At 71.3% G+C, this 26,661-nt stretch carries 23 protein-coding genes and 1 pseudogene; 14 read left to right on the top strand and 10 right to left on the bottom strand.

What is annotated here, in order from left to right; translation table 11 throughout:
- Positions 1–169 precede the first annotated feature (169 nt).
- The 3 genes from ACFP2T_RS46315 to ACFP2T_RS46305 all read left to right on the top strand — a co-directional run bounded on the left by ACFP2T_RS46315 (position 170) and on the right by ACFP2T_RS46305 (position 3,200).
- Positions 170–898 carry an acetate uptake transporter family protein gene (locus ACFP2T_RS46315; protein WP_377434006.1) on the top strand — a complete coding sequence of 243 codons (729 nt, stop codon included), beginning with the start codon at positions 170–172 and terminating at the stop codon, positions 896–898.
- Positions 899–1,048: 150 nt separating this feature from the next.
- Positions 1,049–1,996 (top strand): SRPBCC family protein, encoded by a 948-nt coding sequence (locus ACFP2T_RS46310; RefSeq protein WP_377434004.1) that lies wholly within the window; start codon positions 1,049–1,051, stop codon positions 1,994–1,996.
- A 31-nt stretch (positions 1,997–2,027) separates the two neighbouring features.
- A complete protein-coding gene (locus ACFP2T_RS46305) occupies positions 2,028–3,200 on the top strand; it encodes a zinc-dependent alcohol dehydrogenase (RefSeq protein ID WP_377434001.1) in 1,173 nt (390 codons plus the stop codon).
- A gap of 18 nt (positions 3,201–3,218) precedes the next feature.
- On the opposite strand, the gene ACFP2T_RS46300 is transcribed toward ACFP2T_RS46305, so the two are convergent.
- A complete protein-coding gene (locus ACFP2T_RS46300; RefSeq protein WP_377433998.1) occupies positions 3,219–3,596 on the bottom strand; it encodes a winged helix-turn-helix domain-containing protein in 378 nt (125 codons plus the stop codon).
- On the bottom strand, positions 3,593–4,216 hold the full coding sequence (locus ACFP2T_RS46295; protein ID WP_377433995.1) for a hypothetical protein: 624 nt from the start codon (positions 4,214–4,216) through the stop codon (positions 3,593–3,595). Before ACFP2T_RS46295 ends, ACFP2T_RS46300 begins: the two co-directional genes overlap by 4 nt.
- Before the next feature lie 23 nt (positions 4,217–4,239).
- Here ACFP2T_RS46295 and ACFP2T_RS46290 point away from each other — a divergent pair, with 23 nt between their 5' ends.
- Positions 4,240–5,331, top strand: a complete 1,092-nt coding sequence (locus tag ACFP2T_RS46290) for a PrsW family intramembrane metalloprotease (protein ID WP_377433992.1) — start codon at positions 4,240–4,242, stop codon at positions 5,329–5,331.
- Between the two features lie 88 nt (positions 5,332–5,419).
- Here ACFP2T_RS46290 and ACFP2T_RS46285 read toward each other — a convergent pair.
- Positions 5,420–6,226, bottom strand: a pseudogene (locus ACFP2T_RS46285) (DMT family transporter); the annotation flags it as partial.
- A gap of 295 nt (positions 6,227–6,521) precedes the next feature.
- Between ACFP2T_RS46285 and ACFP2T_RS46280 the strand changes: the two are divergent.
- A complete protein-coding gene (locus ACFP2T_RS46280; protein ID WP_377433990.1) occupies positions 6,522–6,908 on the top strand; it encodes a DUF3817 domain-containing protein in 387 nt (128 codons plus the stop codon).
- Positions 6,909–6,924: 16 nt separating this feature from the next.
- Here the strand turns inward: ACFP2T_RS46280 and ACFP2T_RS46275 are convergent, their stop codons facing one another.
- Positions 6,925–7,470, bottom strand: a complete 546-nt coding sequence (locus tag ACFP2T_RS46275; protein WP_377433987.1) for a hypothetical protein — start codon at positions 7,468–7,470, stop codon at positions 6,925–6,927.
- 173 nt (positions 7,471–7,643) lie between these two features.
- On the opposite strand from ACFP2T_RS46275, the gene ACFP2T_RS46270 reads away from it, so the two are divergent.
- The 4 genes from ACFP2T_RS46270 (at position 7,644) to ACFP2T_RS46255 (ending at position 13,756) form a co-directional block, all read left to right on the top strand.
- Positions 7,644–8,768 carry a baeRF2 domain-containing protein gene (locus ACFP2T_RS46270; RefSeq protein ID WP_377433984.1) on the top strand — a complete coding sequence of 375 codons (1,125 nt, stop codon included), beginning with the start codon at positions 7,644–7,646 and terminating at the stop codon, positions 8,766–8,768.
- Entirely contained in the window at positions 8,761–10,662 is a 1,902-nt protein-coding gene (locus ACFP2T_RS46265) for a thiamine pyrophosphate-binding protein (protein WP_377433982.1), read from the top strand. The genes ACFP2T_RS46270 and ACFP2T_RS46265 overlap by 8 nt, the downstream gene beginning before the upstream one ends.
- Before the next feature lie 241 nt (positions 10,663–10,903).
- On the top strand, positions 10,904–12,307 hold the full coding sequence (locus ACFP2T_RS46260) for a hypothetical protein (protein WP_377434056.1): 1,404 nt from the start codon (positions 10,904–10,906) through the stop codon (positions 12,305–12,307).
- Positions 12,308–12,619: 312 nt separating this feature from the next.
- A complete protein-coding gene (locus tag ACFP2T_RS46255) occupies positions 12,620–13,756 on the top strand; it encodes a SigB/SigF/SigG family RNA polymerase sigma factor (protein ID WP_377433980.1) in 1,137 nt (378 codons plus the stop codon).
- Between the two features lie 27 nt (positions 13,757–13,783).
- On the opposite strand, the gene ctaD is transcribed toward ACFP2T_RS46255, so the two are convergent.
- From ctaD to ACFP2T_RS46235, 4 genes are all read right to left on the bottom strand, one after another.
- Positions 13,784–15,799 (bottom strand): aa3-type cytochrome oxidase subunit I, encoded by a 2,016-nt coding sequence (ctaD, locus tag ACFP2T_RS46250; protein ID WP_377433977.1) that lies wholly within the window; start codon positions 15,797–15,799, stop codon positions 13,784–13,786.
- Positions 15,800–15,971: 172 nt separating this feature from the next.
- Positions 15,972–16,418, bottom strand: a complete 447-nt coding sequence (locus ACFP2T_RS46245; RefSeq protein WP_377433975.1) for a DUF4383 domain-containing protein — start codon at positions 16,416–16,418, stop codon at positions 15,972–15,974.
- A 132-nt stretch (positions 16,419–16,550) separates the two neighbouring features.
- A complete protein-coding gene (locus ACFP2T_RS46240; RefSeq protein WP_377433972.1) occupies positions 16,551–17,699 on the bottom strand; it encodes a glycosyltransferase in 1,149 nt (382 codons plus the stop codon).
- 52 nt (positions 17,700–17,751) lie between these two features.
- The gene (locus tag ACFP2T_RS46235) at positions 17,752–18,759 is read right to left on the bottom strand and encodes a glucosyl-3-phosphoglycerate synthase (RefSeq protein WP_377433969.1); all 1,008 of its coding nucleotides are present in this window, start codon (positions 18,757–18,759) and stop codon (positions 17,752–17,754) included.
- 219 nt (positions 18,760–18,978) lie between these two features.
- Between ACFP2T_RS46235 and secA2 the strand changes: the two genes are divergently transcribed.
- The 3 genes from secA2 to ACFP2T_RS46220 all read left to right on the top strand — a co-directional run bounded on the left by secA2 (position 18,979) and on the right by ACFP2T_RS46220 (position 22,867).
- Positions 18,979–21,273 carry an accessory Sec system translocase SecA2 gene (gene secA2, locus ACFP2T_RS46230; RefSeq protein WP_377433967.1) on the top strand — a complete coding sequence of 765 codons (2,295 nt, stop codon included), beginning with the start codon at positions 18,979–18,981 and terminating at the stop codon, positions 21,271–21,273.
- Positions 21,274–21,514: 241 nt separating this feature from the next.
- Positions 21,515–22,252 (top strand): GAF and ANTAR domain-containing protein, encoded by a 738-nt coding sequence (locus ACFP2T_RS46225; protein WP_377434055.1) that lies wholly within the window; start codon positions 21,515–21,517, stop codon positions 22,250–22,252.
- A 108-nt stretch (positions 22,253–22,360) separates the two neighbouring features.
- On the top strand, positions 22,361–22,867 hold the full coding sequence (locus ACFP2T_RS46220) for a DUF2231 domain-containing protein (RefSeq protein WP_377433964.1): 507 nt from the start codon (positions 22,361–22,363) through the stop codon (positions 22,865–22,867).
- Between the two features lie 97 nt (positions 22,868–22,964).
- Here ACFP2T_RS46220 and ACFP2T_RS46215 read toward each other — a convergent pair whose 3' ends face one another.
- Both ACFP2T_RS46215 and ACFP2T_RS46210 read right to left on the bottom strand, forming a co-directional pair.
- Positions 22,965–23,918: a DUF3500 domain-containing protein gene (locus ACFP2T_RS46215; RefSeq protein ID WP_377433962.1), complete on the bottom strand. Its 954-nt coding sequence runs from the start codon at positions 23,916–23,918 to the stop codon at positions 22,965–22,967.
- Positions 23,919–23,984: 66 nt separating this feature from the next.
- On the bottom strand, positions 23,985–24,392 hold the full coding sequence (locus ACFP2T_RS46210) for an ankyrin repeat domain-containing protein (protein ID WP_377433959.1): 408 nt from the start codon (positions 24,390–24,392) through the stop codon (positions 23,985–23,987).
- Between the two features lie 199 nt (positions 24,393–24,591).
- On the opposite strand from ACFP2T_RS46210, the gene ACFP2T_RS46205 reads away from it, so the two are divergent.
- Together ACFP2T_RS46205 and ACFP2T_RS46200 are read left to right on the top strand one after the other, a co-directional pair.
- Positions 24,592–26,052: an LVIVD repeat-containing protein gene (locus ACFP2T_RS46205; RefSeq protein ID WP_377433956.1), complete on the top strand. Its 1,461-nt coding sequence runs from the start codon at positions 24,592–24,594 to the stop codon at positions 26,050–26,052.
- Between the two features lie 221 nt (positions 26,053–26,273).
- On the top strand, positions 26,274–26,645 hold the full coding sequence (locus tag ACFP2T_RS46200) for a cupin domain-containing protein (protein ID WP_377433955.1): 372 nt from the start codon (positions 26,274–26,276) through the stop codon (positions 26,643–26,645).
- The last annotated feature ends 16 nt before the right edge of the window (positions 26,646–26,661 follow it).

Genomic DNA, 26,661 nt, shown 5'->3' with positions numbered 1-26,661 from the left:
CCCCCGCCCGTTTCCGTACCCCGGGCGAGTGACGCTGCGCTCTGGGGTCGGCGGTCGACATCGCCCGCGATTTGGGCGTTCCGTGTAAGTACTTTCACGCTGGGTAGTCGGGGGCTACGTGTCCGACCGCGTCGAGGCGGTGCGAATCGCCGCGTAGAAGGAGCCAGTGATGAACCCAATGTCACGATCGGCACAACCCAGCCATGACGGTGAGTTCGAGTTCTGGCGCAACCACGCGCAGATAACGCTCCAGCCGGTGGCCGCTCCATCGATTCTCGGACTCTTCGGCTTCGCGGGCGCCACCTTCGTCGTCGCCACCAACCTTGCCGGCTGGTACGGCAATACCAGCACTCCGACCTTCCTGTTCCCGTTCGCCGCCTTCCTGGGCGGGCTCGCGCAGTTCCTCGCCGGGATGTGGGCGTTCCGGGCCCGGGACGGGCTGGCCACGGCCATGCACGGCATCTGGGGAGCGTTCTGGCTCTCCTACGGGCTGCTCTACCTGCTGATCGCCATCGGCGTACTGGTCCAGCCGACCCCGTTCGTGGCGCTCGGCTTCTGGTTCGCCGCGCTCGCCGCGATCACCTGGTCCGGAGCGTTCGCCGCGTTGGCGGACAACCTCGGAGTGACCGGCGTACTGGCGACGCTCGCCGCCGGAGCGAGCTGTCAGGCGGTCGGCCAGATCGCGGACATCTCCGCCTGGCGGACGGTGGGCGCCTACCTCTTCATCGCCTCCGCGGTGATCGCCTGGTACACCGCCACGGCGATGATGCTGGAGGGAACCTTCCGCCGGGTGATCCTGCCGATCGGCAAGATGCGCGGCCCGAACGTGCCGGGCCGGGAACCGCGTCAGGTCATCCAGTTCACCGCTGGCGAACCCGGCATCAAGGTCGGCCAGTAGCGTCCAGCGTCGGTCGGTCGGGTCGCCGGTCCGGCCGGCCGTGGCGGCAACGGGTTCCGGTCGGGCGGGCCGGAGCCCCGTCGCGCAACCGTGCGGTGATCGCATCCGGCATCCGGCATCCGAGACCAGGCGAGGGCGACGGTGAGGACAATGCGTGGGACAGCGGTGGAGATCCCCGACGAAGACAAGCGCGGCCTCCTGCCCCGGTCGCTCGGCCTGCTGAGCCTCGGACTCGGTGTCGCCGCGATCGGCGCGCGGTCCCAGGTCAGCCGCCTGATCGGGGTGGACGACTCGATGACCGCCCGGACCGTAGTGCTGCCGGGAGTCGGTGCCCGCGAGCTGCTCTCCGCCGTCGGGCTCCTGGTCGGCCGTCGGCCGTCCGGTTGGGTCTGGACCCGGGTCGCCGGGGACGCCATGGACCTGGCCGTGCTCGCCGGTGCCGTGCGGGAGCGGCAGGGGCAGCGGCGGCAACGGGTCGCAGCGACCCTGGCGGTCGTCGCCGGCATCACGGCGGTCGACGTACTGGCCGGGGTGTTGGGCAGTCGGGCGGCCGGGGCGCGACGCCGGGCGATACGGGCCAGCGCGACGGTGACGATCAACCGCCCGGCGGACGAGGTCTACCGGTTCTGGCGGGACTTCGAGAACCTGCCCCGGTTCATGTACCACCTGGAGTCGGTCCGCTCCGACGGGGACGGGCGGTCGCACTGGACCGTCAAGGCTCCGGCCGGCCGGCGGGTCGAATGGGACGCCGAGATCGTGGAGGACCACCTGAGCGAGGTGATCACCTGGCGTTCGGTCCGGGGTGCCCGGGTCCCCAACGCGGGACGGGTGCGGTTCGCCCGTGCGGCGGGCGGCCGGGGTACCGAGGTCCGGGTGGACCTGGCGTACGCCCCGCCGGGCGGCGCGGTCGGTCGGGCCGTCGCGAAGCTCTTCGGCGAGGAGCCCGAGCAGCAGATCCGGGACGACCTGCGCCGGTTCAAACAGGTCATCGAGACGGGCGAGGTGGTCCTGTCGGACGGAAGCCCGGCGGGGATGTCCACCCGACAGCAGGTGCTCCAGAAGCCGGCGCGCCCGCGGGCCGCAGGACAGCCCCGTTGACCCCGTGCCGACACACCCTGGGAGGGACGCGATGAAGGCGATCTGTTGGCAGGGCCGGGAGAGCGTCGCCGTGGAGGAGGTGCCCGATCCGAAGATCATGAATTCCCGGGACGCCGTCGTACGGATCACCAGCTCCGCCATCTGCGGCTCCGACCTGCACCTGTTCCACGGGTACATCCCGAGCATGAAGAAGGGCGACGTGCTCGGGCACGAGTTCATGGGCGAGGTCGTCGAGGTCGGGCCGGACGTGCACAACCTGCGGATCGGTGACCGGGTGGTGGTGCCGTTCCCGATCGCCTGCGGCAACTGTGCCGCCTGCCAGTCCGGTCTCTACTCGGTCTGCGAGAACTCCAATCCCAACGCCGGGATCGCCGAGCGGCTGTTCGGGCACGCGCCGGGCGGCATCTTCGGCTACTCGCACATGCTCGGCGGGTACGCCGGCGGCCAGGCGGAGTACGCCAGGGTGCCGTTCGCCGACATCGGTCCGATCAAGGTCGAGGACGACCTGCCGGACGAGAAGGTGCTCTTCCTCTCCGACATCTTTCCGACCGGGTACATGGGCGCGGAAATGTGCGGGATCTCCGGCGGTGAGGTCGTCGCGGTCTGGGGCGCGGGCGCGGTGGGTCTGATGGCCATGCGCAGCGCCTACCTGCTCGGTGCCGAACGGGTGATCGCGATCGACCGGATCCCGTACCGGCTGCGGATGGCCCAGGAGCAGGCCGGGGCGGAGCCGTTGAACTACGAGGAGGTCGATGTCGTCGAGACGCTCCGGGAGATGACCGGCGGTCGGGGACCGGACGCCTGCATCGACGCCGTCGGGATGGAGGGGCACCACTCGTCGGCGGTGCTGCACGGCTACGACCGGGCCAAGCAGTCCGTCCGGCTGGAGACGGACCGGCCGCACGCGCTCCGCGAGGCGATCATGAGTTGTCGCAACGGTGGCACGGTTTCGATCATCGGGGCGTACGGCGGGTTCGTGGACAAGTTCCCGATCGGGTCGCTGATGAACCGGTCCCTGACGCTGCGTAGCGGGCAGTGCCATGTCCAGCGCTACACCCGGATGCTGTTGGACCGGATCCGCCGGGGTGAGATCGATCCGAGCTTCGTCATCACGCACCGGCTGCGGCTCGAGGACGCGCCGATCGGGTACGAGATGTTCCGGCAGAAGCAGGACGACTGCACCAAGGTGGTGCTCAAGCTCTGAGCCGGGCGCCGCCGGATCTCATCCGGGGCGGCGGGGCGGCAGACCCAGGCTGTCCGGTGCACGGGTCGGCTCGGTACCGCCACTGGCACCGAGCCCGGTCGGGCGGGCCCGGGCCACGATCTGGTTCAGCGCGGCGACGTGCCCGTCGAACGCGGTCAGGCCGGCGTCGGTGAGGACGACCCAGGTACGCCGGATGCCGCGACCCCGGTTCTCCTTGTGCACGCTGACGTAGCCCGCCGCGCCCAGCGCGCTGATGTGCTTGGACAGGGCCGAGTCGCTGAGCCCGAGTTGTTCGCGCAGGTAGCCGAACTCCACCGCGTCGACGGGCGCGAGCAGGGCGACGAGGGAGAGCCGGGCCGGTGCGTGGATCAACTCGTCGAACCGGGGCTCGGTCATCGGGTCCCGGTCTGCGGCGGAGTCTCCCCGGCGTCGGTCCGCGCCGGGGCCCGCCCGGCACCGGCCTGTGACGCGGATCTGTCGGCGAGCGGTACCGCTTCAGCAGCCGGCGGCGGTCCGTAGACGGCGCGGTACTGCCAGCGGATCATGGCCGCGAGGACCAGGGTGGACGGAACGGCCGCGAGGACCGAGGTCATCCCCTCCGCGACCACGGGGCGGAGCAGCAGCCGCGCCACGGCGAACACGGCCGTCAGCGCGATCAGCCAGGCGGCGGTGAGCAGCAGGTTGCCGGGCCGCCAGGACTCCCGGCGGTGCCGGACGTTACCGCTGGCCGACCTTCTCGACTGGGCGACGTGGCCGGCGATGAGCAGCGCGGCGCCGGCCGCGAACGTGAGGGGCACGGGAAACGGGAAGTCCAACCCGGCCATCGCGAGGTAGTAGCCGGCGAGCATCATCAGGGTCGCCGACCGCCGGGGACGCTGTCGCGCCAACTCGACCCGGACCTGGTGGTCGCGGGCGCGGACCTCGTCGAGCGCGACTCGGGCGTCGTCGGGTTCCACGATCTCGTCCTCCTCGTCCGTCGACCGGCCACACCTACTTTCCAGGCAAGAAAGTAGCATCTAGTTTCCTTCAAGGAAAGTAGGTGTCCCGGCGCTCCCGGCACTCCCGCCCGAGCACGGCGAGCCTGCGGCGGGCCAGCGGCACGTTCGGCCGCACCGCCAACGGGTACGCCCGGAGCCCGGACCCCGATCGATGCGGCGGAGGCGTGATGGACGGCGTCGGCAGGCAGTGGACGGCGGCGGTCCCGGTCACCCCGCGCCGGCAGTGGCTGCGGATCTTCCTCGGTGGTCTGGCGCTCTGGCTCGCCACGGTCGGGGCCATCCTCCTGACCGGAAACCCGACGCTCCTACCCACGCTGGTGCTGCTGGGCAGCTTCCTCGTTCCGGTGACCTTCGTGGCGTGGGCCTTCCAGCGGCGGGACACCGGCGAGGTCACCGTCTCGCTGGTCTTCGGCACCTTCCTCGCCGGTGGGGTGCTCGGGGTACTCGCCTCCGCCGTGCTGGAGTCGTACCTGCTGCGCCCGTCGGTGCTGCTGTTCCTGGGGGTGGGCCTGATCGAGGAGGCCGCCAAACTGGCCGCCCTGGCGCTGCTGACCCGGCACCTGGCGGCCAAGACCGTACGGGACGGGATGATCCTCGGCGCCGCCGTCGGCTTCGGCTTCTCGGCGCTGGAGTCGGCCGGCTACGCCTTCATCGCGCTCTTCACCGTGCAGGGGCTGTCGGTGGTGCAGGTGGTGCAGACGGAGATCCTCCGCGGCCTGGTGGCTCCGGTCGGGCACGGGCTGTGGACCGCGATCCTCGGCGGCGTGCTCTTCTCCGCGAGCAGTCGGGACCACTTCGTGGTCGGGATCCGGCTCCTGTTCGCCTATCTGGGGGTGGCGCTGCTCCACGCGCTGTGGGACGCGATGCACGTCATCGCCCTGTTCCTGACCCTGTTCCTCACCGGGGCCCGCGACAACCGGGTCACCCTGGACGGTTCCCTGGGGGAGCCGACCCCGACCCAGGGGGCTTTGATGCCGGCGCTGGAAGGGCTTGGCATGGCGGTCGTCGCCGTGGTCGGCGTCGTCTGGCTGGTGGCGCTGTGGCGATCCGCCCAGCACGGGTCGGGGAGACCGAGGACCGGATGGCGGGTGCCGACCGGTTCGTCGTCCAGGGAAGCCGTACTGCGCCCCTGAACCGGGCCGGCGCCCGGCCGCCCCGGCGCCTGGCTCGCGTCCTCCGGCCGGTCGGCGCGGCGCGGTCGGCAGCGGCGAGCAGCAGCACGCCCCAGGCCGCGAGACCGGCCCCGGCGAGCGCGGCGAGCGCGCCCAGGCCCCCGCCGGCGGTCCGCTCGCCGAGCAGCAGCATCGCGATCACCGCCGAGGCGACGGGGTTGGCCAGGGTGACCGTGGCCAGCGGCGCGCCCAGGCCCGCGCCCCGGTAGGCGACCTGGGACAGCAGCAGCCCGGCCGTGGCCATTCCGACCAGCGCCAGCATCAGGCCGGCGGTCGACCAGACCGATCCGCCCGAGCCGACGAGTCGGGACACGAGCTGGGTGAGCGCGGAGGCGGCCGCGAAGGCGATCCCGGCCGCGGTCGCGGTGAGCAGGCTGCGGGGCAGGGCCGAACGGCGCGCCCGGCCGGCCAGCACCAGCCCGGCGACCAGGGCGGTCGCCACGCCGGTCAGGAGCCAGCCCTGACCGGTCGCGAGTTCGTGGTCGCCGGCTCCGGGCAGCGTCAACGCCAGCAGCAGGGCCAGTCCGGCCACGGTCGCACCGGCGCCGAGCCACTGCCGGCCGGAGGCCCGGCGGCCGATCGCCGCCGCCCCGATCGGCAGCGCGAGGACCAGGGTCAGTACGCCCAGCGGCTGCACCACGGAGAGCGGGCCGTAGGCCAGCGCGGCCACGTGCAGGGCGGCACCGGTGCCGTTCAGGGCCACCGAACCCCACCAGCCGGCACGACCGAGAACGGTCGCGAGGTAGCCCCGTCCGGCGGCCGACGTCGAGCCGGCCTGGGCGGCGAGTCGTTCCTGTAGTACCGCGGCGGCCGCGTAGGCCGCCGCCGAGGCCACCGACAGAGCAATCGCCAGCACGAGCGCGATCACGGTCGGCCCCCGAGACCATGAACCGTCATGACCTCCATGATCCGCCGGAAATGCCGTTCTGGCGTCACCCCGTGGTCGGCATCACCTGTAGTTCTCCAGGCGTAGACGTCCCCCTTCCGGTTCCCCCGGAAGGGTTAGTCCCTCCGGCCATCGGCCCCGGTCCGCTCCCGCCCCGGCCGGTCCGCTCCGGCCGACGGCCCGGGGTCGCCTAAGCTGTCAGCCGGAATGGTGGCTGATCGCGCCGGCCACTGCCCGAGACAGCCGGACCTGCGGAAGGACGCGGATGCACCGTACGGCGGCGAGACTCTTCGTCCTGGCGGCGATCGCCGAGGCGATCTCCTGGTTGGCGCTGCTGATCGGGATGGCGGTCAAGTACGGCCCGCCGGAGAACGAGATCGGGGTGCAGATCTTCGGGCCGGTGCACGGCGGTCTCTTCGTCGCCTACGTCGCCCTGGTCCTGCTGGTCTCCCGGTTGTACCGGTGGGGCTGGCTCACCGTCGTGGCCGCGCTGGTCTGCGCGGTCCCGCCGTTCGCCACGGTGGGCTTCGAGCGGTGGGCCCATCGTCGTGGCCTGCTGGGCCGCCCGTTCGGTGCCCCGGCACCGGCTGATGCCGGCGCTGCGGTCCGGGCCGACGCCGATCACGCCCTACCGGGTTCCGTCCGCCGCTGACCCGCCCGGCGCCGCACTACCGCCCGATCAGTACCCAGGCGAGGATCCCGCCGAGCAGCACCACCCCGAGCCCGGCCTGTAGCAGCAGCGCGGGCCCGAGATGCGACCAGAGGGTCGGGGTACGCGGCGTGAGCAGTTGCCCGGTGGTGAGGTTGACGATCCGCTCGACCCGGGGTGCGAGACCCTCGGCCTTCTGCGACCGTACGGTCACCTGGACGTGGTCGTCCGGTTCGAGTGCGCTCTGCGGCAGGTGGCCGTGGATCTCCATCTCGCACAGCACGCCGCCACCGTCGCGCAGTCGTAGCGGGGTCACCAGGAACTCGGGACCCTTGCGCAGTTCTCCCCAGCGTCGCCGGGCGCCTCCGGCAGCGCCGGCCCGGAGCACCGAGGCCAGTAGCAGCAGCACCACCTTGACCAGTGCCGCCGTACTGAGAACGGCGACGAGGATCGGCTGCCCGATCCGCACCTCTCGGGAGTAACCCTCCATCAGTCGTACGACATGACCGGTAATGATCGGGCCGCTCCGCCAGGCGACCCGTTCGGGAAACAGTTCACCATCCATGCGCTCACCACCGAGAGTCCGCCCCCAGTGACGAAGTGTATCGATCATGGCTGATGAAAGCAGAGTGAGTGAATCGGTTCACCACAGCGTGACGGTTGGCCTACGGACGGATGCCGAGGTGACAAGCCGATCGGCGTGGGTATGCCCGGGACGACTTGGAGAGGGGGCGACCCATGCAGCTGTCCTTCCTGCGTCCGATATGTGCCCATTCCGGCCCGTGGACGTCGGTCTACCTGGACGCTTCCCGGGACACCCACGACGCCCATCCCGCGCTGGAACTGCGCTGGCGTGCCCTACAGGAGCGTCTGGCGGAGCAGCGGGCCGACCCGCGTACCGTCGCGGCCCTCGACGACGTGGTGCGGGGGCACGAACCGATGCCCGGCGACTACGGGCTCGCGGCGTTCGCCACCGGGGGCGAGGTGGTGCTGACCGAGTACCTCTCCGCGCCGCCGATGAAGGACCTCGCCGCGCACGGACCCCTTCCGCACACCATGCCGCTGGTCGCGCAGCGCCGTGAGCAGGTGCCCTGGGTGCGGGTGCTGGCCAGTCGTACCGGTGCCGACGTGGACGGGGTGAGCGCGGGAGGCGTACCCCGGCACGCGCACGTCAAGGGCGGCAACCAGTACCCGCTGCGCCGGGTCCAGCCGGGTGGCTGGTCCCAGTCCCACTGGCAGCGCAACGCGCTGGTGTCCTGGCGGCGCAACGCCGGCGACGCCGCGGCGGCAACCGCCGACCTGGCCGAACGGGTCGGCGCGGAGGTGATCGTGGTGGCCGGGGAGACCCGGGCCCGGCAACTGCTCGCCGCCCAGTTGCCGGAGTTCTGGCAGGACCGGGTGGTCCAGACCGACGCCGGCTTCCCGGCGCCCGGTGCCAAGCAGTTCGCCTTCGACGACGTCACCGTGCAGGCCATCGCCGAGGTCGCCGCCGCACACACCGACGAGGCGTTGGACAGGTTCGGCATGCAGCAGCAGGTCGGCGAGGGCCTGGACGCCGTGGTGACGGCGCTGCAACGCGGCCAGGTCGACACGATGCTCATCGTGGACGACCCGTCGTCGACCGAACGACTGTGGATCGGCCCGGAACCGACCGAGATCGCCACCGGACCGGAGGAACTCGTCGCGATGTCCGTCACGCAGCCACAGCAGGTACGCGCCGACGCCGCGCTGGTCCGGGCGCTGGTCGGCACCGACGCGGCGGTGACCGTACTCGATCCCGACGAGGCGCCGGACCTCACCGACGGGGTCGGCGCGGTCCTGCGCTACGTGGACGCGAGTACCCCGGCGCGCGACGATGGCTGAGCCGGTGCGGGCCGCGACCGGGCCGGCCGGGCTGGCGTGGGGCGAGTCGGAGCGGACGATCGCCGATCTCGTGGTCGAACGGCTGCGGGCCTGGGGGGTTCCCCGGGTCTTCGGCCATCCCGGCGAGGGGGTGGCGCTGATCGTCGAGGCGCTGCACCGGGCCGGCGGCGATCCCGCCTTCGTACCGTCCCGTCAGGAGGAGGCGGCGGGCTTCATGGCCTCCGGCCACGCCCGGTACGCCGGAGGTGTCGGGGTCTGCCTGGCGACCCAGGGCCCCGGCGCCCTGCACCTGCTGAGCGGCCTGTACGACGCCAAGCTCGACGGCAAGCCGGTGGTCGCGATCATCGGCCAGCAGACGTTCAGCGCGCTGGGCAGCGCGTACCAGGAGATCGAGCTGCACCGGCTGTTCGGTGACGTGTGCTCCCAGTTCCTGCGCACCGCGGCGGTGCCGGAGCAGGTGCCGTACCTGGTCGACCAGGCGATCCGTACCGCCGTGTCGACCCGGAGCCCGACCTGCCTGGTGGTGCCGCACGACCTGCTCGACCAGGTCGTACCCGACGGCCTGCCGCATCCCGACGGCGGCGGGGTCATCGCGGCCGCACCCGGCCTGCCGCCGGCCCGGGTCGTGCCGCACGAGCAGGACCTCGGCGCGGCGGCCCAGTTGCTCAGCGCCGGGCGGCGGGTCGCGATCCTGGTCGGCCAGGGCGGGTACGGCGCCGCAGACGAGATCATGCAGTTGGCCGACCGGCTCGACGCCGGGGTGGCGACGTCGCTGCTGGGCAAGCCGGTGCTGGACGAGCGGCTGCCCTACCACACGGGAGTGCTGGGCCAGGTCGGCACGGCGGCGAGCGCGCAGTTGATGGCCGGGTGCGACACGCTGCTGATGATCGGGACGAACGACCCGTGGACCGGCTACTACCCGATGCCCGGTCAGGCCACCGCCGTGCAGATCGACATCGACGGCAGCCGGCTGGCCAGCCGGTACCCGATCGACATCCCGCTGATCGGCGACGCCCGGGAAACCCTGCGCGCCCTGCTGTCCCGGGTGCCGGAGCGGCGGAACCGGGACTGGCGCGACATGATCGAGGCGGCCGTGGACCGGGCCCGGGTCGAGTGCGACGCCCGGGCCGAGGCGCCGACCGAGCGGCTCAACCCCCGGCTGGTGCTCCGGGAACTCTCGCCCCGGCTGCCGGAGAACTCCTCGGTCGCGGTGGACGTCGGCTCGGTGACCTACTGGTACGCCCGGCACCTTCAGCTGCCGCTGGGCGTACGGGCCCACCTGTGCGGGACCCTGGCCTCGGCCGGCTCCGCCCTGCCGTACGCCATAGCGGCCAAGCTCGCCCATCCGGACGAGCCGGTGTTCGCCCTGCTCGGCGACGGCGCCATGCAGGCCGGAGGGCTGGCCGAACTGATCACCGTGGCGCAGCACTGGCCGGAATGGCCGGACCCACGCCTCGTGGTGCTGGTGCTCAACAACGCGGACCGGGGCGGCCGGGGTGGGGAGCCGGAACGGGGGCCCGCCACGGAGCCGGTCCGGGCGGTGGGTGCCGAGCCGGACCGCCCGGCGGGCTCCGGGCTGCCGTCACCGGAACAGGTCCGGGCCGGCGACATCCCGTACGCCGGATGGGCCCGGCTGCTCGGCATGCACGGCATCCGGGTCGACCGGCCGGAGCAGGTCGGTGCGGCCTGGGAGGAGGCGATCGCGGCCGATCGGCCGACCCTGATCGAGGCGGTGGTCGACTCGGCGATTCCGCTGGAGCCACCGGAGCAGCCCTTCGCCGACCTGCGCGGGCTGTCCGCCGACGGGGTCGCCGAGGGCACCGGCACGGCGGCGGTGCGTGGACGGGCCCAGACCCTGCGGGAACACGCCGCCCAGGGCGCCGACCTCGTGTAGTCGCCGACGCCGGATCGATCCGGCCCGGTGAGCCCACCGGACGACCCTGACCCCTGCTCCACTGTGGATGGCGCCTGGCTGACCGGGTGCCTGGTTACCTGGTTGTCCGGCTGCCTCGCCGTGCGGAGATTGGCCGCCGAACTTCGGATTGGCCCTGACACGTTGCTGACCGCCCGTTTGAACCCGATTCGGACGGGAACGCCGGGACAGCGATCGAGGGAAGGTGGGCCCCGTGCGGGAGATGCAGGAGTGGCTGGCCGCGGGCGGGCCCGGACTTCCCGGACCGGACCGGATCGTGTCACCGGAGAGCACCGGTCGGGTACTGCTGGCGGTGGCCTCCCGAGCGGTCCGGGGCCGGGACTGTGCCGATCTCGGCTACCACCCGGTGCTGTCGAGGTTCCGGGGCGCACCGGAGAGCGTCCGCCGTACCGCGTTGGCCCGGGCCGCTGCGCGGGCCGCGGTCAGCGCCGAGCAGGCCGGCACGTTCGACGCGGACCGGGTCGCCGGGTGGATGGTGGGGCACTATCCGCCGCGCCGGTATCCGGGCATCGTGCTCGGCTCGCCGCACGGTGGTGCGGTGCACCTGGCCACCGCGATGGGCGTGCCGTGGCTACCCACCGCCTTCGACGTGGTGGTGCAGTGGCCGGGCGGCGGTGTCGCCGATCCCGCCGGCGCGCTGGCGTACGGCGCCCGGGTGGCGGAACGGCTGCTCGGCGCCAACCCGGCCGTACGGGTCCGCCAGGTGCACGATCCGGCCGCTCGGGGCGTACTGGCCGGTTCGACCGTCTCGCTGGTGGTGCGGTGGCACCGCCTACCCGACCCGTACCGGGAGTTCCTCGGCAGCCAGCTCGCGCCCGGCGCGCCGGTACTGCTGCTTCGCGACGTCCGAAGCTGGCCGGTCCTCGAATCCGGCGACGGGCACAGTTTCCAGGTCGGCGGGCCGACCAGCGGACTGGAGCCGGCCGACTTCCGGCCGGACAGCGACGTACTCGGGCAGGTGCTGCACGGCGCCGGCGGGGACGGGGCGAGTTGGGACGCCCCGGATCCCGGCCTTCCGGGGTACGCCGAACACGGTGTCGAACCGGGGTTCGAGGCGAGCCTGCTGGACTGGGCGGAGGTCGCCGGCAGCCAGGTGCACCGGGTGCTGTTCCCCGGACCGGACGCCCTCAGCGCCGCCGCCGCCGACGTGTACCGGGGCTGGTTACGGGCGGCCGGTAAGAGCGGGGACCGGTGCGTGGTCGAGTGCGGCCGGCTGATCGATCCGTGGCAGGTGGTCCGCGCCGGCCTGGTCCCGTACTGGTGCGAGAGCGCGACCGAGCGCAGCGTGACCGGCGCCGAGTGGTGGCTTGCCGGAAGTACGCCGTTCAGCTCGCTCGACGTCCTGCCCGAGCCCCCCGGGCTGCGGTCACCGGCGCTCGCCGGGCTGCCGCAGTGGCTCGCGGTCGCCTCGTTCGGGCGTCGACGCCGGGCCGTGGACCGGGTGGCGGCCCGTGGCTATCCGGTGACCTCGGTGGCCACCCGGCACGCCACCGAGGTGCTTCGCGGGCAGCCGTACGACCTGCCGGCGCCCCCGCCGCTGCGGGTGGTCGAGGCGTTGGCCGGACTGCGCGCCAGCGGTACGCCCCAGGGTCTGCTCGTCTGTTGAGTCATGCCCCGGAACTGAGCCATCGCTCCGGATTCACCGATTGCGGCGCGGTGCCGGAATCGGGCCGGGCAATCGGCTCCGGCCGGGTCCCGGGCGCTGCCAAAACTCCCCGAAGAAGTCACGTCCCGTGATTGAGTACCTACAGGGCGGGAAGAAACGCTGACTGCAACTGGCCAACAACGCTGCATTACCTGCGGTGGGCGTTTGCTCGCCAACATTCGGCTACGTGTTCGCTTCCGGCTTGGTTGCCGTCGAGGGCACCGATGACCGGATACGCATTCCGGGCGGGGGACCTTCCTGAGGGAGGCGCGGATGTTCGGACAAGTCACCACTACAGCACCGGCGGAGCGTGGGCTGGAAGACCTGGACGCGGCCGCCCTGGCGTACGCGGCCAGGATCGCCGGTCTGCCGCCGGAACGCCGGCAGGAGGCGCGCGACGACCTCGTACGGTTCGCGCTGCCGTTCGCCGGCCGGCTGGCACGCCGCTACCGGGGCCGTGGTGAACCTCTCGAAGACCTCGAACAGGTCGCCCGACTGGGCCTGGTCAACGCGGTCGACCGGTATGACCCGGAACGGGGTTCGTTCACCGCGTACGCGGCGATCACCATCGTCGGGGAGATCAAGCGCCACTTCCGGGACCGCACCTGGGGGGTGCACGTGCCCCGCCGGCTCCGGGACCTGATCCTGGAGGTCGGGCAGGCCACGGCGGCGTTGACCAGTGAGCTGTCCCGCTCGCCCAGCGTGGCGGAACTCGCGGCCCGGCTGGAGACGCCGGAGGAGGAGATCCTCGCGGCGCTCGAGTCGGCGGCCGGCTACAGCCCGGCGTCGCTCAACGCGCCGGTCGGCGGGGAGAGCTCGGCGGAGTTCGGTGACCTCGTCGGGGAGTCCGACACGGACCTGGAGTCGGTCGACGACCGCGTGACGGTCAGCGGACTGCTGGGCAGGTTGCCGTGGCGGGAACGGCGGATCCTGGCGATGCGGTTCTACGGCAACCAGACCCAGGCCGAGATCGCGGCCAGGTTCGGCATCTCGCAGATGCACGTCTCCCGGCTGCTCTCCCGGGCGCTCACCTGGCTCCGGCAGGCGATGCTCGCCGACACGCCCGCGCCGTGGCAGACCGGCGGGGCCGACCCGGCCGGTCAACCGGCCCGGCTCTCGGTCCGCGAGGTGGGGGACCGGGTGGTGGTCGAGGTGACCGGGGAGGTCGACCGGGACACCGCCGAGCAGTTGCGTCAGGCGGTCGTCGAGGCGGTCTCCACCGGGCATCCGGCGGAGGTGGCGATCGACCTGACCGACGTCGCGAAGCTCGACGGTCCCGCTCTCGCCGCGTTGGTCGCCGGTCGGGACGCGGCGCACCGCACCGGCGTACGGTGGCGCCTGGCTCGGGCCCAACCGGAGGTCCAGCATTCGCTCAGTGCCGCCGGTCTGGTCGCGCTGCCCGCGGACTGACCCGGGCGGTCGCTGCTGCGGTCGTTCTCACCGCTGCTCCTCCTCGTCGTCCTCGGAGGGCCGCCCGGTCCGCCAGCGACGGCTCCGCTCCGGTCCACCCCGGTCCACACTGTCGTTGTTCTCGTCCGGCTCGCTCGGCTGGAAGTGCGGCCGGCGTACGTCCTCCGGCTCCGGCACCTCGATCGGTCGGGCACCGGACTCCGCCGGTGGGTGGTGTGCGACCGCCGCGTCGGCGCCGTGCGCCCCCTCGGGACTCGGGGTCTCGCCCTCGGGATGGCGGACGGCCTGGTGCAGCTCGTCGCGGATCACCTGCGGCGGCAGGGTGGAGCGCTGCGGCAGGTCGCGGCCGAGGTCGGCGACGAGCGGGCCGTACTTGTCGTCGAAGGCGGGCCGCTCGGAGCGGATCCGGGGCATCCGGTCGAAGTTGCGCAGGGGCGGCGGGCAGGTCGTCGACCATTCCAGGGAGTTCCCGAAGCCCCACGGATCGTAGACGTCCACCATCCGCCCGAACCGCCAGGACTTCCAGACGTTGTAGATGAAGAACAGGGTCGACGCGCCGAGCACGAACGAGCCGATCGTGGAGACGGTGTTCAGCACGGTGAAGCCGTCCGTGGGCAGGTAGTCGACGTACCGGCGGGGGAATCCCTCGTTGCCCAACCAGTGCTGGACCAGGAAGGTGGTGTGGAAGCCGAGGAACATGGTCCAGAAGTGGACCTTGCCGAGTCGTTCGTCCAGCAGCCGGCCGGTCATCTTGGGGAACCAGAAGTACACCCCACCGAACGCGGCGAAGACGATGGTGCCGAACAGTACGTAGTGGAAGTGGGCGACCACGAAGTACGTGTCGGTGGTGTGGAAGTCGACCGGCGGGCTGGCCAGCAGGACACCGGTGAGGCCGCCGAAGAGGAAGGTGACGAGGAAACCGACGGAGAACAGCATCGGGGTCTCGAAGGTGAGCTGTCCCTTCCACATCGTGCCGATCCAGTTGAAGAATTTGACGCCGGTCGGCACCGCGATCAGGTAACTCAGCCAACTGAAGAACGGCAGCAGCACCTGTCCGGTGCCGAACATGTGGTGGGCCCAGACCGTCATCGAGAGGATCGTGATAGCGATCGTCGCGGCGACCAGGCCCTTGTAACCGAAGATCGGCTTTCGGGAGAAGACCGGAATGATCTCGGTGATGATGCCGAAGAACGGCAGCGCGACGATGTAGACCTCGGGATGGCCGAAGAACCAGAAGAGGTGCTGCCAGAGCAGCGGACCACCGTTCATCGGATCGTAGACGTGGGCGTTGAGTCTTCGGTCGGCGTAGAGCGCGAGCAGGGCCGCGGCCAGCAACGGGAAGACCAGGATTATCAACAGCGCGGTGAAGAGCATGTTCCAGGTGAAGATCGGCATCCGGAACATGGTCATGCCGGGTGCCCGCAGCGTGATGATCGTGGTGATCAGGTTGACCGCGCCGAGGATCGTGCCGAGCCCGGAGAGGACCAGCCCGATAACCCACATGTCCGCGCCGATGCCGGGGGAGTGCTGGTCCCGGCTCAGCGGCGTGTAGGCCGTCCAGCCGAAGTCGGCAGAGCCGTTGGGGGTGAGGAATCCGAGCAGCACCAGCGAACCGCCGAGGAGGTACAGCCAGTACGCCAGCGCGTTGAGCCGGGGGAAGGACACGTCGGGGGCGCCGATCTGCAACGGCACCACGAAGTTGCCGAACGCGAGTGCCAGCGGCGTGGCGAAGAGCAGCAACATGATCGTGCCGTGTGCCGTGAAGAGCTGGTTGTACTGCTCGTTCGAGAGGAACTGCAACCCCGGGCGGCCCAGTTCGGCGCGCATCAGCATCGCCATCGCGCCGCCGACGAGGAAGAATCCGAACGCGGTGCTCAGATACATCAGGCCGATCTGCTTGGCGTCGGTGGTGCCGAGCATCTTGATCAGCCTGTTGCCCCGGATCGCCTCCCGTACCGGCCCCGGATATCCGCCGGAGCGGGCGGGGGCGAGGATCAGCGGTCCCCGCTCCTGTCCCGGTTCGGTTACCACCCGTTTCGGCATCCCACTCACCCCGTATGCGACCCATTGAGGACGAGCGGGTGGCTACCCGGGATCTCAGTGGCGAAACGCGGCAGCTCCGGAAAATCCGCATTCTTTGCCCTGAACGGGTGAAATCGGACGGAGCCTTCGCCTGCCCGCCGGCGCCCTGCGCCTACACCTGCGGCGCCTGGGCCTACCTGCGTCGGCTGCTGAGTGCGCCGAGCGCGAGCATGCCGATCCCGAGCCCGAGGTGCAGCCAGTTGTCGGCATCGTTGACCGGAAGGAAGTTGGCGGCGCTGTCCTGCTCGATCGCCAGGCCGTACACCCAGAGCACCAGGTAGATCGCGCCGCCGCCGATCAGGAAGGTCCGCGCCCCGGTGGCCGTACGGGCCAGCGCCAGGCCGCCCACCCCGGACACCAGGTGTACGAGGTTGTGCAGCACCGACACCTCGAACACGCCGAACAGCCTGGCGCCGGAATGCTGCCCGGCGAGGCGCAGGTCGTCGTAGCGGGAGGTGATGTCCGGAATGAAGCCCAACACACCGAGCGCCAGGAAGAGGACGGCGACCGCGACCGCGGCGGTGCTCACCCGCCCCCGCCCGGTGTGGGGCCGGCTGACCGTGGAACTGGCTCTGTGCACTGCGGGCACCACCTCGACGACGGTGAACGGCCCTGGCCGCCTACCCGGCGACCGCTGCGGCAAACGGCCGAGCGCCGCAAACTCCCTGGTCACAGGAGGGGTGACCTGATCAGGTGGCGCTGGCGACCCGGGTCAGGCGGCGCTGGCGGCGGCCGCTCGGCGTACCTGCTCGTACAGGTCCACGTACCGCTCCGCCATGGTCGCCGGGGTGAACCGCCGGCTCGCCTCCTGGCGGCACTCCCGCTCGTCCAGCCCGGAGGCCTCCGGCACCAGGTCGGCCAGCCCGTCCTCGTCGTCGGCCAGCAGCCCGGTACGGCCGTGCTCGATCAACTCCGGCAGGCAGCCCCGACCGATCGCGACCACCGGAGTACCGACGGCCAGCGACTCGATCACCGCCGTGCCGCCCGGTTCCTCCCAGCAGAGCGGAAAGAGCGTCGCCCGGGCGCTCGCCACCAGGTCGTCGCGGGCGGTTCCGGCCACCATCCCGACCCAGCGCACCCGTACGCCGTCCACCAGCGGCGCCACCTGCTCCCGCCAGTACCGTACGTCCGGATTCTGCCCCGCCTCCGGTCCGGCCGAGGCGAGTTCCTCGGGGCGGCGGTACGGCCCGACCGGCCCGGCCAGGACCAGGTCGAAGCCGGCCTGATGGGCGAGCCGGGCCCCGATGTGCTGGCCCTTTCCGGGTGTTATCCGGCCGAGGATCACCAGATGGTCGGACTTCTCGACCGGCGGCCGCAGGTCGGCGTCGACGGCCAGCGGGGTGGCGAGGTGCACGTGCCCGACCGCGTGGTCCTGGAGCGCCTGTGGGGCCCGGGCGAGCTGCGAGGCCGAGACGCCGTTGACCCGGACCCGGTCGCCACCGTCCACGTACCCGTAGAGATCGGGGTGCTTGCCGAGGTCCCAGTGCAGGGTGTGCAGCGCCGGACCGGCCCCCGGCCCCATCGCGGTGAGTACGGCCAGTCCGACCGCCTCCACGTGGTCGTGTACGAGGTCGATGTCGTCCCGCTCACGCAGTGCCCGGACCACCCCGTTCAGGTGCGCGTGCGAGATCCCGCACACCTGGTTGTACGGCCGTTGCAGGGCGCCGAACTGCCCGTCGGGAAAGACCGACATCAGTTCGTCGACCGGCAGCGTGCTGTCGGCCGTCGAGGCGAGCACCACCCGTACGCCGAGTCGCCGCAGCTCGGGCACCAGCGTGGCGACGACGTTCTCGATCCCGCCGTAGCCGGGCGGTGGTACCGGCAGCCAGGGGCCGGCGTTCATCAGTACGGTCAGGCTCATCGGTCCCCCCGGCTCCGCTCGGCGACCCGTCCTGGCCCGTGCCCCGCAGCGGTCATACCGGCGCCCCGCGCAACGACTCCCGGAGTTCGACCAGCGGAGGGCGCTCCCGGACCGACACGTCACTGACCACGATCTCCCGGTCGAGGTTCGGCAGGGCGGTGGTGCCGTCCCGGCGGAACTGGACGAGCAGGTTCGCCGGGGGTTCGGTCTCGTCGACCAGGCCCCGCCGGCACAGCCGCTGCCACACCGTGTGCAGAATCTGCCCCGACATCCGGCCGAGCGCCTCGGTGTCCTGGTGCCGGTGCAGGCGCTCACCCAGGTCGACCTGGGCCAGGGCGTTCAGGCCGCACATCTCCAGCAGGTCGATCAGCATGGCCGTCTCGACCCCGTACCCGGAGACGAAGGGCACCCGCTCCAGCACGTCCCGCCGACCGGCGTACTCGCCGGCCAGGGGCTGGACGAAGCCGGCCAGTTCCGGCCAGAACAGGTTGAACAAGGGACGGGCCACCAGTTCGGTGACCCGGCCGCCGCCCTCCACCTCCACACCGGTGGAGCCGACCAACGGCCGGTGGTAGAAGCCCTTGACGAAGGCGATGGACGGGTCGGTGAGCAGGGGGCCGAGCAGACCGGTGACGAAGTGCGGCTGGAACTCCCGCAGGTCGGCGTCGATGAAGGCGACGATGTCCCCGTCGGATCCGGCGAGTCCCGCCCACAGCGCGTCCCCCTTGCCGTCCAGCCGGGGGAGACCACGGGTCATCTCGTCCTGACTGATCACCCGGGCGCCGGCCGCCGCCGCGACCCTGGCGGTCCCGTCCGAGGACCGCGAGTCGACGACCACCAGCTCGTCGACCAGCGCGACCTGCTCGACCAGACAGGCACGGATCGACGCCACGATCGCGCCCACGGTCGCCTCCTCGTCCCTGGCCGGGATGACGACGCTGATCCTGCGGGCCCCCTTGGCGTGGGCCAGTTGCCGGGCGGTCCACTGGTCGGCCACCCCGGTCCGGTGGGTGGACCATGCCTCCAGCGCAGGTGACACGGCCGATCGCGAGCGCCGCATGGAACCAACCTCCCCGGATGCCTCCGCCCAGAGCCCTCGACGGCCTCCGGTGCAGTCCCACGGGCTTTCCCCGCCCACCGGGGTCTAACCACTCGGACAGACTGTAAGGAAGGGCCCCTTCTTATCGCTTTCTGTATAAGAAGGGGCCCTTGTTAACCTGATGTCCCACCGGCCGGGCGGGCAGCACTTTGCGGGCGAGTTCGCGTACCGTTGCGCGTCATGGGTGTGTCGCAACGGTTGAAGACCAGGGTCCGGCGTTTCCTCCAACGGCCGGGCACCACAGTTGATCTGGCGCCGCTGGAGAAGCTGCTGCCCACGATCGAGGCGCGCGAGGAGGAGCTCACCGAACTCGACGACGCGGAGCTGACCGAGGCGGCTGGCCGGGCCGAGGATTTCGTGGAGATCTGCGCGGTGGGCCGCGAGGCCGCCCGGCGTGGACTCGACCAGCGGCCGTACGACGTCCAGCTGCTCGGCGTCATGTCGCTGCTCGCCGGCAAGGTCGCCGAGATGGCCACCGGTGAGGGCAAGACGCTGACGGCGGCGATCGCCGCGTACGGGCACGTCCGGCGGGGTAACGGGCCGGTGCACGTACTGACCGTCAACGACTACCTGGCCCGCCGGGACGCCGAGTGGATGAAGCCCGTCTACGATCGGCTCGGCCTGAGCGTCGGCTGGGTCACCGAGGCCTCCACCCGCGACGAGCGGCAGCAGGCGTACGCCTGCGACGTCACCTACGTGTCGGTCAGCGAGGGCGGCTTCGACTTCCTCCGGGACCAGCTGGTCACCGACATCGACGACCGGGTGCAGCCGCCGCTGACCACGGCGATCGTGGACGAGGCCGACTCCATCCTGATCGACGAGGCGCGGGTGCCGATGGTGCTGGCCGGTGCGGTTCCCGGCGAGCAGGACCCGGTGCACACCGCCGCGGCGGTGGTCCGTGGGCTGCGCGCCGGGCGGCACTACCTGGTGGCCGACGACGGCCGCAGCGTCGCCTTCACCGATGCCGGACTGGCCGAGGTCGAGACCCGGCTCGGCGGGGTCGACCTGTACGACGACGAGCACGTCGAGCAGCTCTCGGCGGTGAACGTCGCCCTGCACGCGCACGCCCTCCTGCACCGGGACGTCGACTACATCGTCCGGAACGACGGCGTCGAGCTGATCGACGAGATGCGTGGCCGGGTCGCGCAGCGCCGCCGCTGGCCGGACGGGTTGCAGGCGGCCGTGGAGGCGAAGGAGGGCCTGGACGCCACCGCCGAGGGCGAGGTGCTGGGCACGATCACCGTCCAGGCGTACGTCGCGCTCTACCGCACGGTGTGCGGGATGACCGCCACGGCGGTGCTGGTCGGCGACCAGCTACGCGAGTTCTTCTCCCTCGAGGTCGCGGTGATCCCGCCGAACACCCCGTGTGTGCGGGTGGACGACCCCGACCGGATCTACGCCACCCGGGCGGAGAAGGAGGAGGCGCTGATCCAGGAGATCCAGGAGCAGCACGAGACCGGCCGTCCGGTGTTGATCGGCACGCTGGACGTGAAGGAGTCGGAACGCCTCGCCGAGGCCCTCCGGGAGGCCGGGGTGCCGTGCACGGTGCTGAACGCGAAGAACGACGCCGAAGAGGCGGCGATCATCGCCGAGGCCGGCGCGCACGGCGCGGTCACCGTCTCCACCCAGATGGCCGGCCGGGGTGTCGACATCCGGCTGGGCGGCAGTGACCAGACCGACCGGGACCAGGTGGCCGACCTCGGTGGCCTGTTCGTGATCGGCAGCGGCCGGCACGACAGCCGGCGGGTCGACGACCAGTTGCGTGGTCGCGCCGGACGCCAGGGCGACCCGGGCCGGTCCGTCTTCTTCGTCAGCCTGGAGGACAACCTGGTCGTCCGGCACGCCCCGGACGCGATCCCGGCCTCGCCGAGGATGAACGCCGACGGCTTGGTCACCGACGAGCAGGTGGACTTCGCCGTCGAGCACGCGCAGCGGATCGCGGAGGGCGTCAACCACGAGATCCACCGCAACACCTGGCGGTACAGCGTGGTGATCGAGCAGCAGCGCAAGGCGCTCGCCGAGCGTCGGGAGCGCCTGCTCACCACCGAGGTCGCCGCGCAGATGCTGACCGAGCGGTTCCCGGACCGGGCCAAGGAGATGGACGAGGACCTCCTCTCCCGGGTGGGGCGGTCGATCGCCCTCTACCACCTCGACCGGCTCTGGGCGCACCACCTGGCCGAACTCTCCGAGGTACGCGAGGGCGTACACCTGCGGGCGCTGGGCCGGCTCGATCCGCTGGACGAGTTCCACCGGTCGGCGGTGCCGGCGTTCAACGCGCTGGTTCCGGAGATCGAGACCCGGACGGTGGAGACCTTCGACGAGTCCGAGTTCACCGACGACTGGGAGCCGGACGAGTCCGAGCTGGCGCGGCCGAGCGCGACCTGGACCTATCTGGTACACGACAACCCGTTCGGCTCCGAACTCGACCGGTTGATCGCGGCGGTCGGACGGAGGCTCAGCTCGGCTCCGCGCTGAGCCCACCTACCGGATCTGGACCACGGGGTTGCCGTCTGGTAATTGACGGCAACCCCGTGGCGTTCGGGATCGTTCTCTTCTTGGAAACGGGTGGTTTGTCCACCCAGCGCTCGGGTAGTAGCGCAGGTCCGTGCCGGCGTGGGATCGGTAACGGCGGGGGAGAGGCGACCATGACACAGGCGACGGCACGAACCGGACGTACCGCGGCAGCCGCGGTGGTGGCGGGGGTCCCGGCGCGGTGGTGAGACTGGGAACGACGGAGGTACGGGCCGAGGCCCCGGGCGTGCTGGAAACCGCCGCTCTGCTCCGCGAGGTGACCGCGGGGCTCATCGCGAGTAGTGACTTCGACACCGCGCTGGACCGCCTGGTGGGCACCGTCCGGGACGCCATTCCGGGAGTGACCTGGTGCGGGGTGACGGTCCTGCGGGCCGGAGCGCCGGCGTCGGTCGCCGCCTCCGAGCCCCGGCTCGGCGACCTCGACGACGTCCGGAACGGCGCAGACGGGCCGGCGATGGTCGCGATCCGTACCCGGGAACTGGTCTGGTCGGCGGATCTGCGGACCGAGACCCGGTGGCGCTCCTGGACCAGCCGGGCGATGGGGTTCGGTGTGCGCGGGGTGCTGGCGGTGCCGGTGGACATCGACGCGCACGTGGTCGGCGCGATCAGTCTCTACGCCCGCGAGCCCGGCGTGCTGACCGCGAGCCAGCAACTCACGGCGATGCTGCTCGCCGAGCACGCCGGACTGCTGCTCGGCGCGGTCCGGGACCGGTCCGGGGCCGATCCGGCCGGCGAATTCGACGAGACGCTTTCCGCGGGTCAGGTCATCGATCAGGCAGTCGGGGTTATCATGACCCAACGTGGCTGTCCGGCCACGGAGGCGCTACGGGTGTTGCGTTCCGCTTCGGCGGCCCTGGCCATCCCGCTCCGGGACGTGGCCGAGCGGCTGGTCACCTCGGTGGCCCGTCCCCGGGACACCTGACCAACCGCCGTCGCTGTCCGGCGCCCGTACGTCGTCGCGTCGTTTCGGCGCGGCGGCCCGGGGGTAGCAGGCGAGGGCTGGTCGAGGTACGAGCCGGGAGGCGCCACCATGCAGAGCCGCCTGCGGGTGCACGGACATCCGATCCAGCCGATGCTCGTCACCTTCCCCTTCGGACTCTTCGTCTGTGCGACGGTCTTCGACCTGACTGACGTGCTCGGTGGACCGGCGATGCTGGGTCTGGTCGGCTACTGGACGGCGGTGGCCGCGCTGTTCGCGGCCGGGCTCGCGGTGGCGGCCGGCATGGTCGACCTGTGGGACGTGCCGGGTGACCGGACCCGCCGGACGGCGGTGACCTTCAACCTGGTGAACGCCTCGGTCGCGGTCCTCTTCGTCTTCGGCGCCCTGATGAGGTCCGGTGTGCCGGAGCACGGGGCGACCGGTGCGCTGGTGCTGATCGAGCTAATGGGCCTGCTCGTCGGCGCCGTGGGCGTACGTCTGGGCGCCAGCCTGGTGCGTCAGTTCGACCAGCGGAACGCCGAGCCGACCAGCTTCGACGGCTTCGGCCCACCGGCCACCTCGGTGGCTGGTGGCTTCGGCCGGCGACGGTCCAGGTGAGCCCTTCCGCCTGACCGGAGGAGTGGGCGCGCCCAGGTCGTGAGTGGGCGCTTCGACGTCAGCGGTGGGCGGTTCGTGGGCGCTGGGGGCTCCGACGTCAGCGGTGGGCGGTTTCCCGGTGCACGGCGAGCACGTCGTCACCGAAATCGCTGTGCGGGCGGCGGAGCACGGTGTGCGCGTGGTTGCCGTCCTCGCTGGTGTTGTCGTACTCGATCAACAGGTCTTCGCCCTGGATCCGGTAGTAGTGGCGGCGGCCCGGCACGGTCGGGCCCTCCCAGGCGAAGTGCAGTTCGCCCGCGCCGATCCGGGCCGATTCCTGGGCGGCGAGTTCGGGCGGCAGCCGGTCGAGATACAGCGCGACGAGCTGGTCGAGCAGCGACCGGGGGGTCGGTCCGAGCGTCGCGGCGGGCAGACCGGCCGGCTCGATCCGGCTGGCGAACCGGGGTCGGGTGCCGCTGCGGATGTCGGCGGGTGCCTGGTCGGCGACGATCGCGGCGGCGCGGCCGTCGGGGCCGAGCGCGTCCAGCAGGGCCCGGGCCAGGTCCTCCTCGGGCGCGAGTGGTCGGCTCACCGCACGGCCGGCGTAGCTCACCGTGGCCGGGTTGGCGCCGAGGAAGACGGGTGCGGGGGAGACCCGGTCTCCGGAGACCGTCATGGTCACCGAGAGGTGGTGCCCCTCGAACCGCCAGGACCAGGCGTCGTCCCGAGCCGGGTCGCCGAAGACGACGATCCGGTAGTCGTCGCTGTGCCGGCCCCGCTGCCAGTTCTCCTGGCGGTCGAGCACCTCCTCCAGGGCCATGATCGTGGCGGCCTGGGCATAGGCGTGTGGACTCAGCGCGGTGGCCAGCAGCCGGTGCGTCGCCTTCCGGCCGGTCCGGTCGAGGTCGGCGAGGCAGGCGCCGGGCCGGGGCAGCGGGCGGTACTCGATCCAGCGCCGGCCAGCCTCGTCCGCGAACGGACGAGCGGCCAGTTCCCGGACCGGGCCGGGTAACGCGTCCAGCAGGGCGGTGGCCGCCGTCCGCATCTGTCCGGCCAGGGTGGTGTTTCGCATGCTCTCTGTATACCGGCTGGTGCTCCGGCCGCCGCGAGGAGGTTTCGGGTGTTCCAGCCACCGCGACTAGGGTGCGGGCCGGAGCAGGGCGAGCATGTCGGGCAGGTCGAAGAAGGTGGCCGTCTCGATCGCGGACGGGCTGCCGTGGGTGGGATCCGCCCCGGCGCGCAGCAACGCCGTCACCGCGTCGGTCGAGCTGCGGAACGCGGCGGCGGCGAGCGCGGTCTGGCCCCGGTCATTGGTACGGGAATGGTCGGCGCCCCGGTCGAGCAGGGCCGCCACGGTCCCGGGGTGCGCGTGGTAGGCGGCCAGGATCAACAGTGTGTCGCCCTTGTCGTTGGTCATGTTGACCGGCAGTCCCGCGTCGACGTACCCGATCAGGTCCTCGGTACTGCCGGCGCGGGCGAGGTCGAACATCCGGTGCGCGAACGCCAGGGTTTCCTCGTCCAGTTCCTCGTCCGGTTCCTCGTCCATTGGATCACCCTAGGGCCTGCTCATGGTCCCCGGGCCGGGCGTGGCGAACCCGTTCCTGGAACCGTCGGTGACGGCCCCGTCGCCGGTCCACGATGATCAGTTCCAGCAAGCTTGAAATGTGACCGAGGTCACATCGACGTCCACTAAGTCCTAGGTAAGGTCTGCACAACCGTCAACCCCTTTCGAAGGGTGCCGCCAGATGTTCAGACACTCCCCACAAGGGTCGCGGCGACTCCGGATCGTCGGGATCGCCGCATCAGCTTTCCTGGTGGTGACCGTAGCCGTTGCTCCGGCAAGCAACGCCCAGACACCACCGGCCACAATGGACTCGACCACAACAGATGTTGCCGCACTGCCGGGCGTGGACGAGATCTCCAGTAGCCGGAACATCCGTCAGATAGCCAACATCCCCAAGCAGGGGCCGTTCAACACCGAGGGTGCGCTCGGCTCCGACCTGGCCTTCCAGGGCCGGTACGCGTTCGTAGGCAACTACGAAGGGTTCGTCATCTACGACATCAAGAACCCGTCGCGGCCGTCCATCGTGTCCCAGGTGCTCTGCTCGGGTTCGCAGAACGACATCTCCGTCTACGGCGATCTGCTGTTCCTGTCCACCGACTCCCCCCGCAGCGACGACTCGTGCGCCAGCACGGGCGTGCCGAGCAGCGGGACGGTGTGGGAGGGCATGAAGATCTTCGACATCAAGGACAAGAAGAACCCGCGCTACATCAAGTCGGTCAAGACCGCCTGTGGCTCGCACACCCACACCCTGGTGCCGGCCAAGGATCGCAAGTCGGTCTACGTCTACGTGTCGTCGTACGGGCCGTCGGCGAGCTACGCCGGCTGCGCGCCGCCGCACGACTCGATCTCCATAATCAAGGTTCCGCTGAAGAAGCCGACCCAGGCTGCCATCGTGGCCGTGCCGAACCTCTTCCCGGACGGTGGTAACCCGGGTAGCAACGGCAGCTCGACCACGAGCGGCTGCCACGACATCACGGTCTACCCGAGCAAGGACCTGGCCGCCGGTGCCTGCATGGGTGACGGGATCCTGCTGAACATCGCCAACCGGGAGGCCCCGAAGGTGATCAACCGGGTCCGGGACACGGTGAACTTCTCGTTCTGGCACTCGGCGACGTTCAACAACGACGGTTCGAAGGTGGTCTTCACCGACGAGCTCGGCGGCGGTTCCGGTGCGACCTGTGTCGAGACGGTGGAGCCCACCCGGGGCGCCAACGCCATCTACGACATCACCGGCCGGGGCGACAGCCGCAGCCTGGTGTTCAAGAGCTACTACAAGATCCCGCGCCTGAACACCACGCTGGAGAACTGCGTGGCGCACAACGGCTCGCTGATCCCGGTGCTCGGTCGCGACATCATGGTCCAGGCGTGGTACCAGGGCGGCGTCTCGGTCTGGGACTTCACCAACTCGGCCCGACCGGTCGAGCTGGGCTACTGGGAGCGCGGCCCGCTCTCGGCGGACCGGCGGATCATCGGCGGCTCGTGGTCGGCGTACTGGTACAACGGCAACATCTACTCCAGCGACATCCAGAAGGGTCTGGACGTGCTGGAGATGAACGACTGGCGGATCTGGACGGCGCACCTGACCAAGGTCAAGGAGCTGAACGTGCAGAGCCAGCCCGGCTACCTGGGTAGCAACTGGTAGGCGGTCCCGCACCAACGAGCGGCCCGGTCCCCTGCGGACCGGGCCGCTTCGCGTTCGGCGGCGGCCACGGGCGTCGCCACGAAGATCGACGTACGCTGCTTCGCACCGTGACCGCGACGGCGCCGACCCGGAGACCTCCGTCGGGAGGCCGTTCCCGGTCCGGCCGGCGGGTGTCGACGGGGTGCGTGATAACTTGCCCGACCTGTGTGAAGGGAGGGCCGGTGGACGAGGGTGTCTACGTGGGCAACGCGGGTGTGGACGGCGCGGACAACGGAGGCTGGCTGCTCGGCCACTTCATGCCGCCCGGACTGGACCCTCGGCACAGCGCCGACGTCGAGGTCAAGTGGGGCGTGCACCCACCCGGGGACACCCGGGCGGAGTGGGTGACCGGCGAACGACGTACCGCCCTGCTCGTGCTGGTCTCCGGTCGGTTCCACGTCGAGTTGCGGGACCGTACCGTCGTGCTGGCCAAGCCCGGCGACTACGTGGTCTGGGGGCCCGGAGTGGACCACTCGTGGTTGGCGCCGGAGGAGGCGGTGGTGTTGACCGTCCGCTGGCCCTCGGTCGCCGGCTACAAGGTCGTACCGCGCTGACCTCGGGACGGGGTGT

Source organism: Plantactinospora solaniradicis, assembly GCF_042658085.1.
GTDB lineage: Bacteria > Actinomycetota > Actinomycetes > Mycobacteriales > Micromonosporaceae > Plantactinospora > Plantactinospora solaniradicis.
Note: the sequence above shows the minus strand (reverse complement) of the source record. Positions and strands in the feature narration are given on the sequence as shown.

Excerpts from the sequence above, each read along its gene's own strand:
- secA2 (WP_377433967.1), top strand. The coding sequence starts at position 18,979 with ATGGGTGTGTCGCAACGGTTGAAGACCAGGGTCCGGCGTTTCCTCCAA.
- ACFP2T_RS46270 (WP_377433984.1), top strand. The coding sequence starts at position 7,644 with ATGCAGCTGTCCTTCCTGCGTCCGATATGTGCCCATTCCGGCCCGTGG.
- ACFP2T_RS46260 (WP_377434056.1), top strand. The coding sequence starts at position 10,904 with ATGCAGGAGTGGCTGGCCGCGGGCGGGCCCGGACTTCCCGGACCGGAC.
- ACFP2T_RS46305 (WP_377434001.1), top strand. The coding sequence starts at position 2,028 with ATGAAGGCGATCTGTTGGCAGGGCCGGGAGAGCGTCGCCGTGGAGGAG.
- ACFP2T_RS46240 (WP_377433972.1), bottom strand. The coding sequence starts at position 17,699 with ATGAGCCTGACCGTACTGATGAACGCCGGCCCCTGGCTGCCGGTACCA.
- ACFP2T_RS46205 (WP_377433956.1), top strand. The coding sequence starts at position 24,592 with ATGTTCAGACACTCCCCACAAGGGTCGCGGCGACTCCGGATCGTCGGG.
- ACFP2T_RS46255 (WP_377433980.1), top strand. The coding sequence starts at position 12,620 with ATGTTCGGACAAGTCACCACTACAGCACCGGCGGAGCGTGGGCTGGAA.
- ACFP2T_RS46210 (WP_377433959.1), bottom strand. The coding sequence starts at position 24,392 with ATGGACGAGGAACCGGACGAGGAACTGGACGAGGAAACCCTGGCGTTC.
- ACFP2T_RS46280 (WP_377433990.1), top strand. The coding sequence starts at position 6,522 with ATGCACCGTACGGCGGCGAGACTCTTCGTCCTGGCGGCGATCGCCGAG.
- ACFP2T_RS46300 (WP_377433998.1), bottom strand. The coding sequence starts at position 3,596 with ATGACCGAGCCCCGGTTCGACGAGTTGATCCACGCACCGGCCCGGCTC.
- ACFP2T_RS46295 (WP_377433995.1), bottom strand. The coding sequence starts at position 4,216 with ATGCTACTTTCTTGCCTGGAAAGTAGGTGTGGCCGGTCGACGGACGAG.
- ACFP2T_RS46275 (WP_377433987.1), bottom strand. The coding sequence starts at position 7,470 with ATGGATGGTGAACTGTTTCCCGAACGGGTCGCCTGGCGGAGCGGCCCG.
- ACFP2T_RS46235 (WP_377433969.1), bottom strand. The coding sequence starts at position 18,759 with ATGCGGCGCTCGCGATCGGCCGTGTCACCTGCGCTGGAGGCATGGTCC.
- ctaD (WP_377433977.1), bottom strand. The coding sequence starts at position 15,799 with ATGCCGAAACGGGTGGTAACCGAACCGGGACAGGAGCGGGGACCGCTG.
- ACFP2T_RS46315 (WP_377434006.1), top strand. The coding sequence starts at position 170 with ATGAACCCAATGTCACGATCGGCACAACCCAGCCATGACGGTGAGTTC.
- ACFP2T_RS46310 (WP_377434004.1), top strand. The coding sequence starts at position 1,049 with ATGCGTGGGACAGCGGTGGAGATCCCCGACGAAGACAAGCGCGGCCTC.
- ACFP2T_RS46215 (WP_377433962.1), bottom strand. The coding sequence starts at position 23,918 with ATGCGAAACACCACCCTGGCCGGACAGATGCGGACGGCGGCCACCGCC.
- ACFP2T_RS46220 (WP_377433964.1), top strand. The coding sequence starts at position 22,361 with ATGCAGAGCCGCCTGCGGGTGCACGGACATCCGATCCAGCCGATGCTC.
- ACFP2T_RS46265 (WP_377433982.1), top strand. The coding sequence starts at position 8,761 with ATGGCTGAGCCGGTGCGGGCCGCGACCGGGCCGGCCGGGCTGGCGTGG.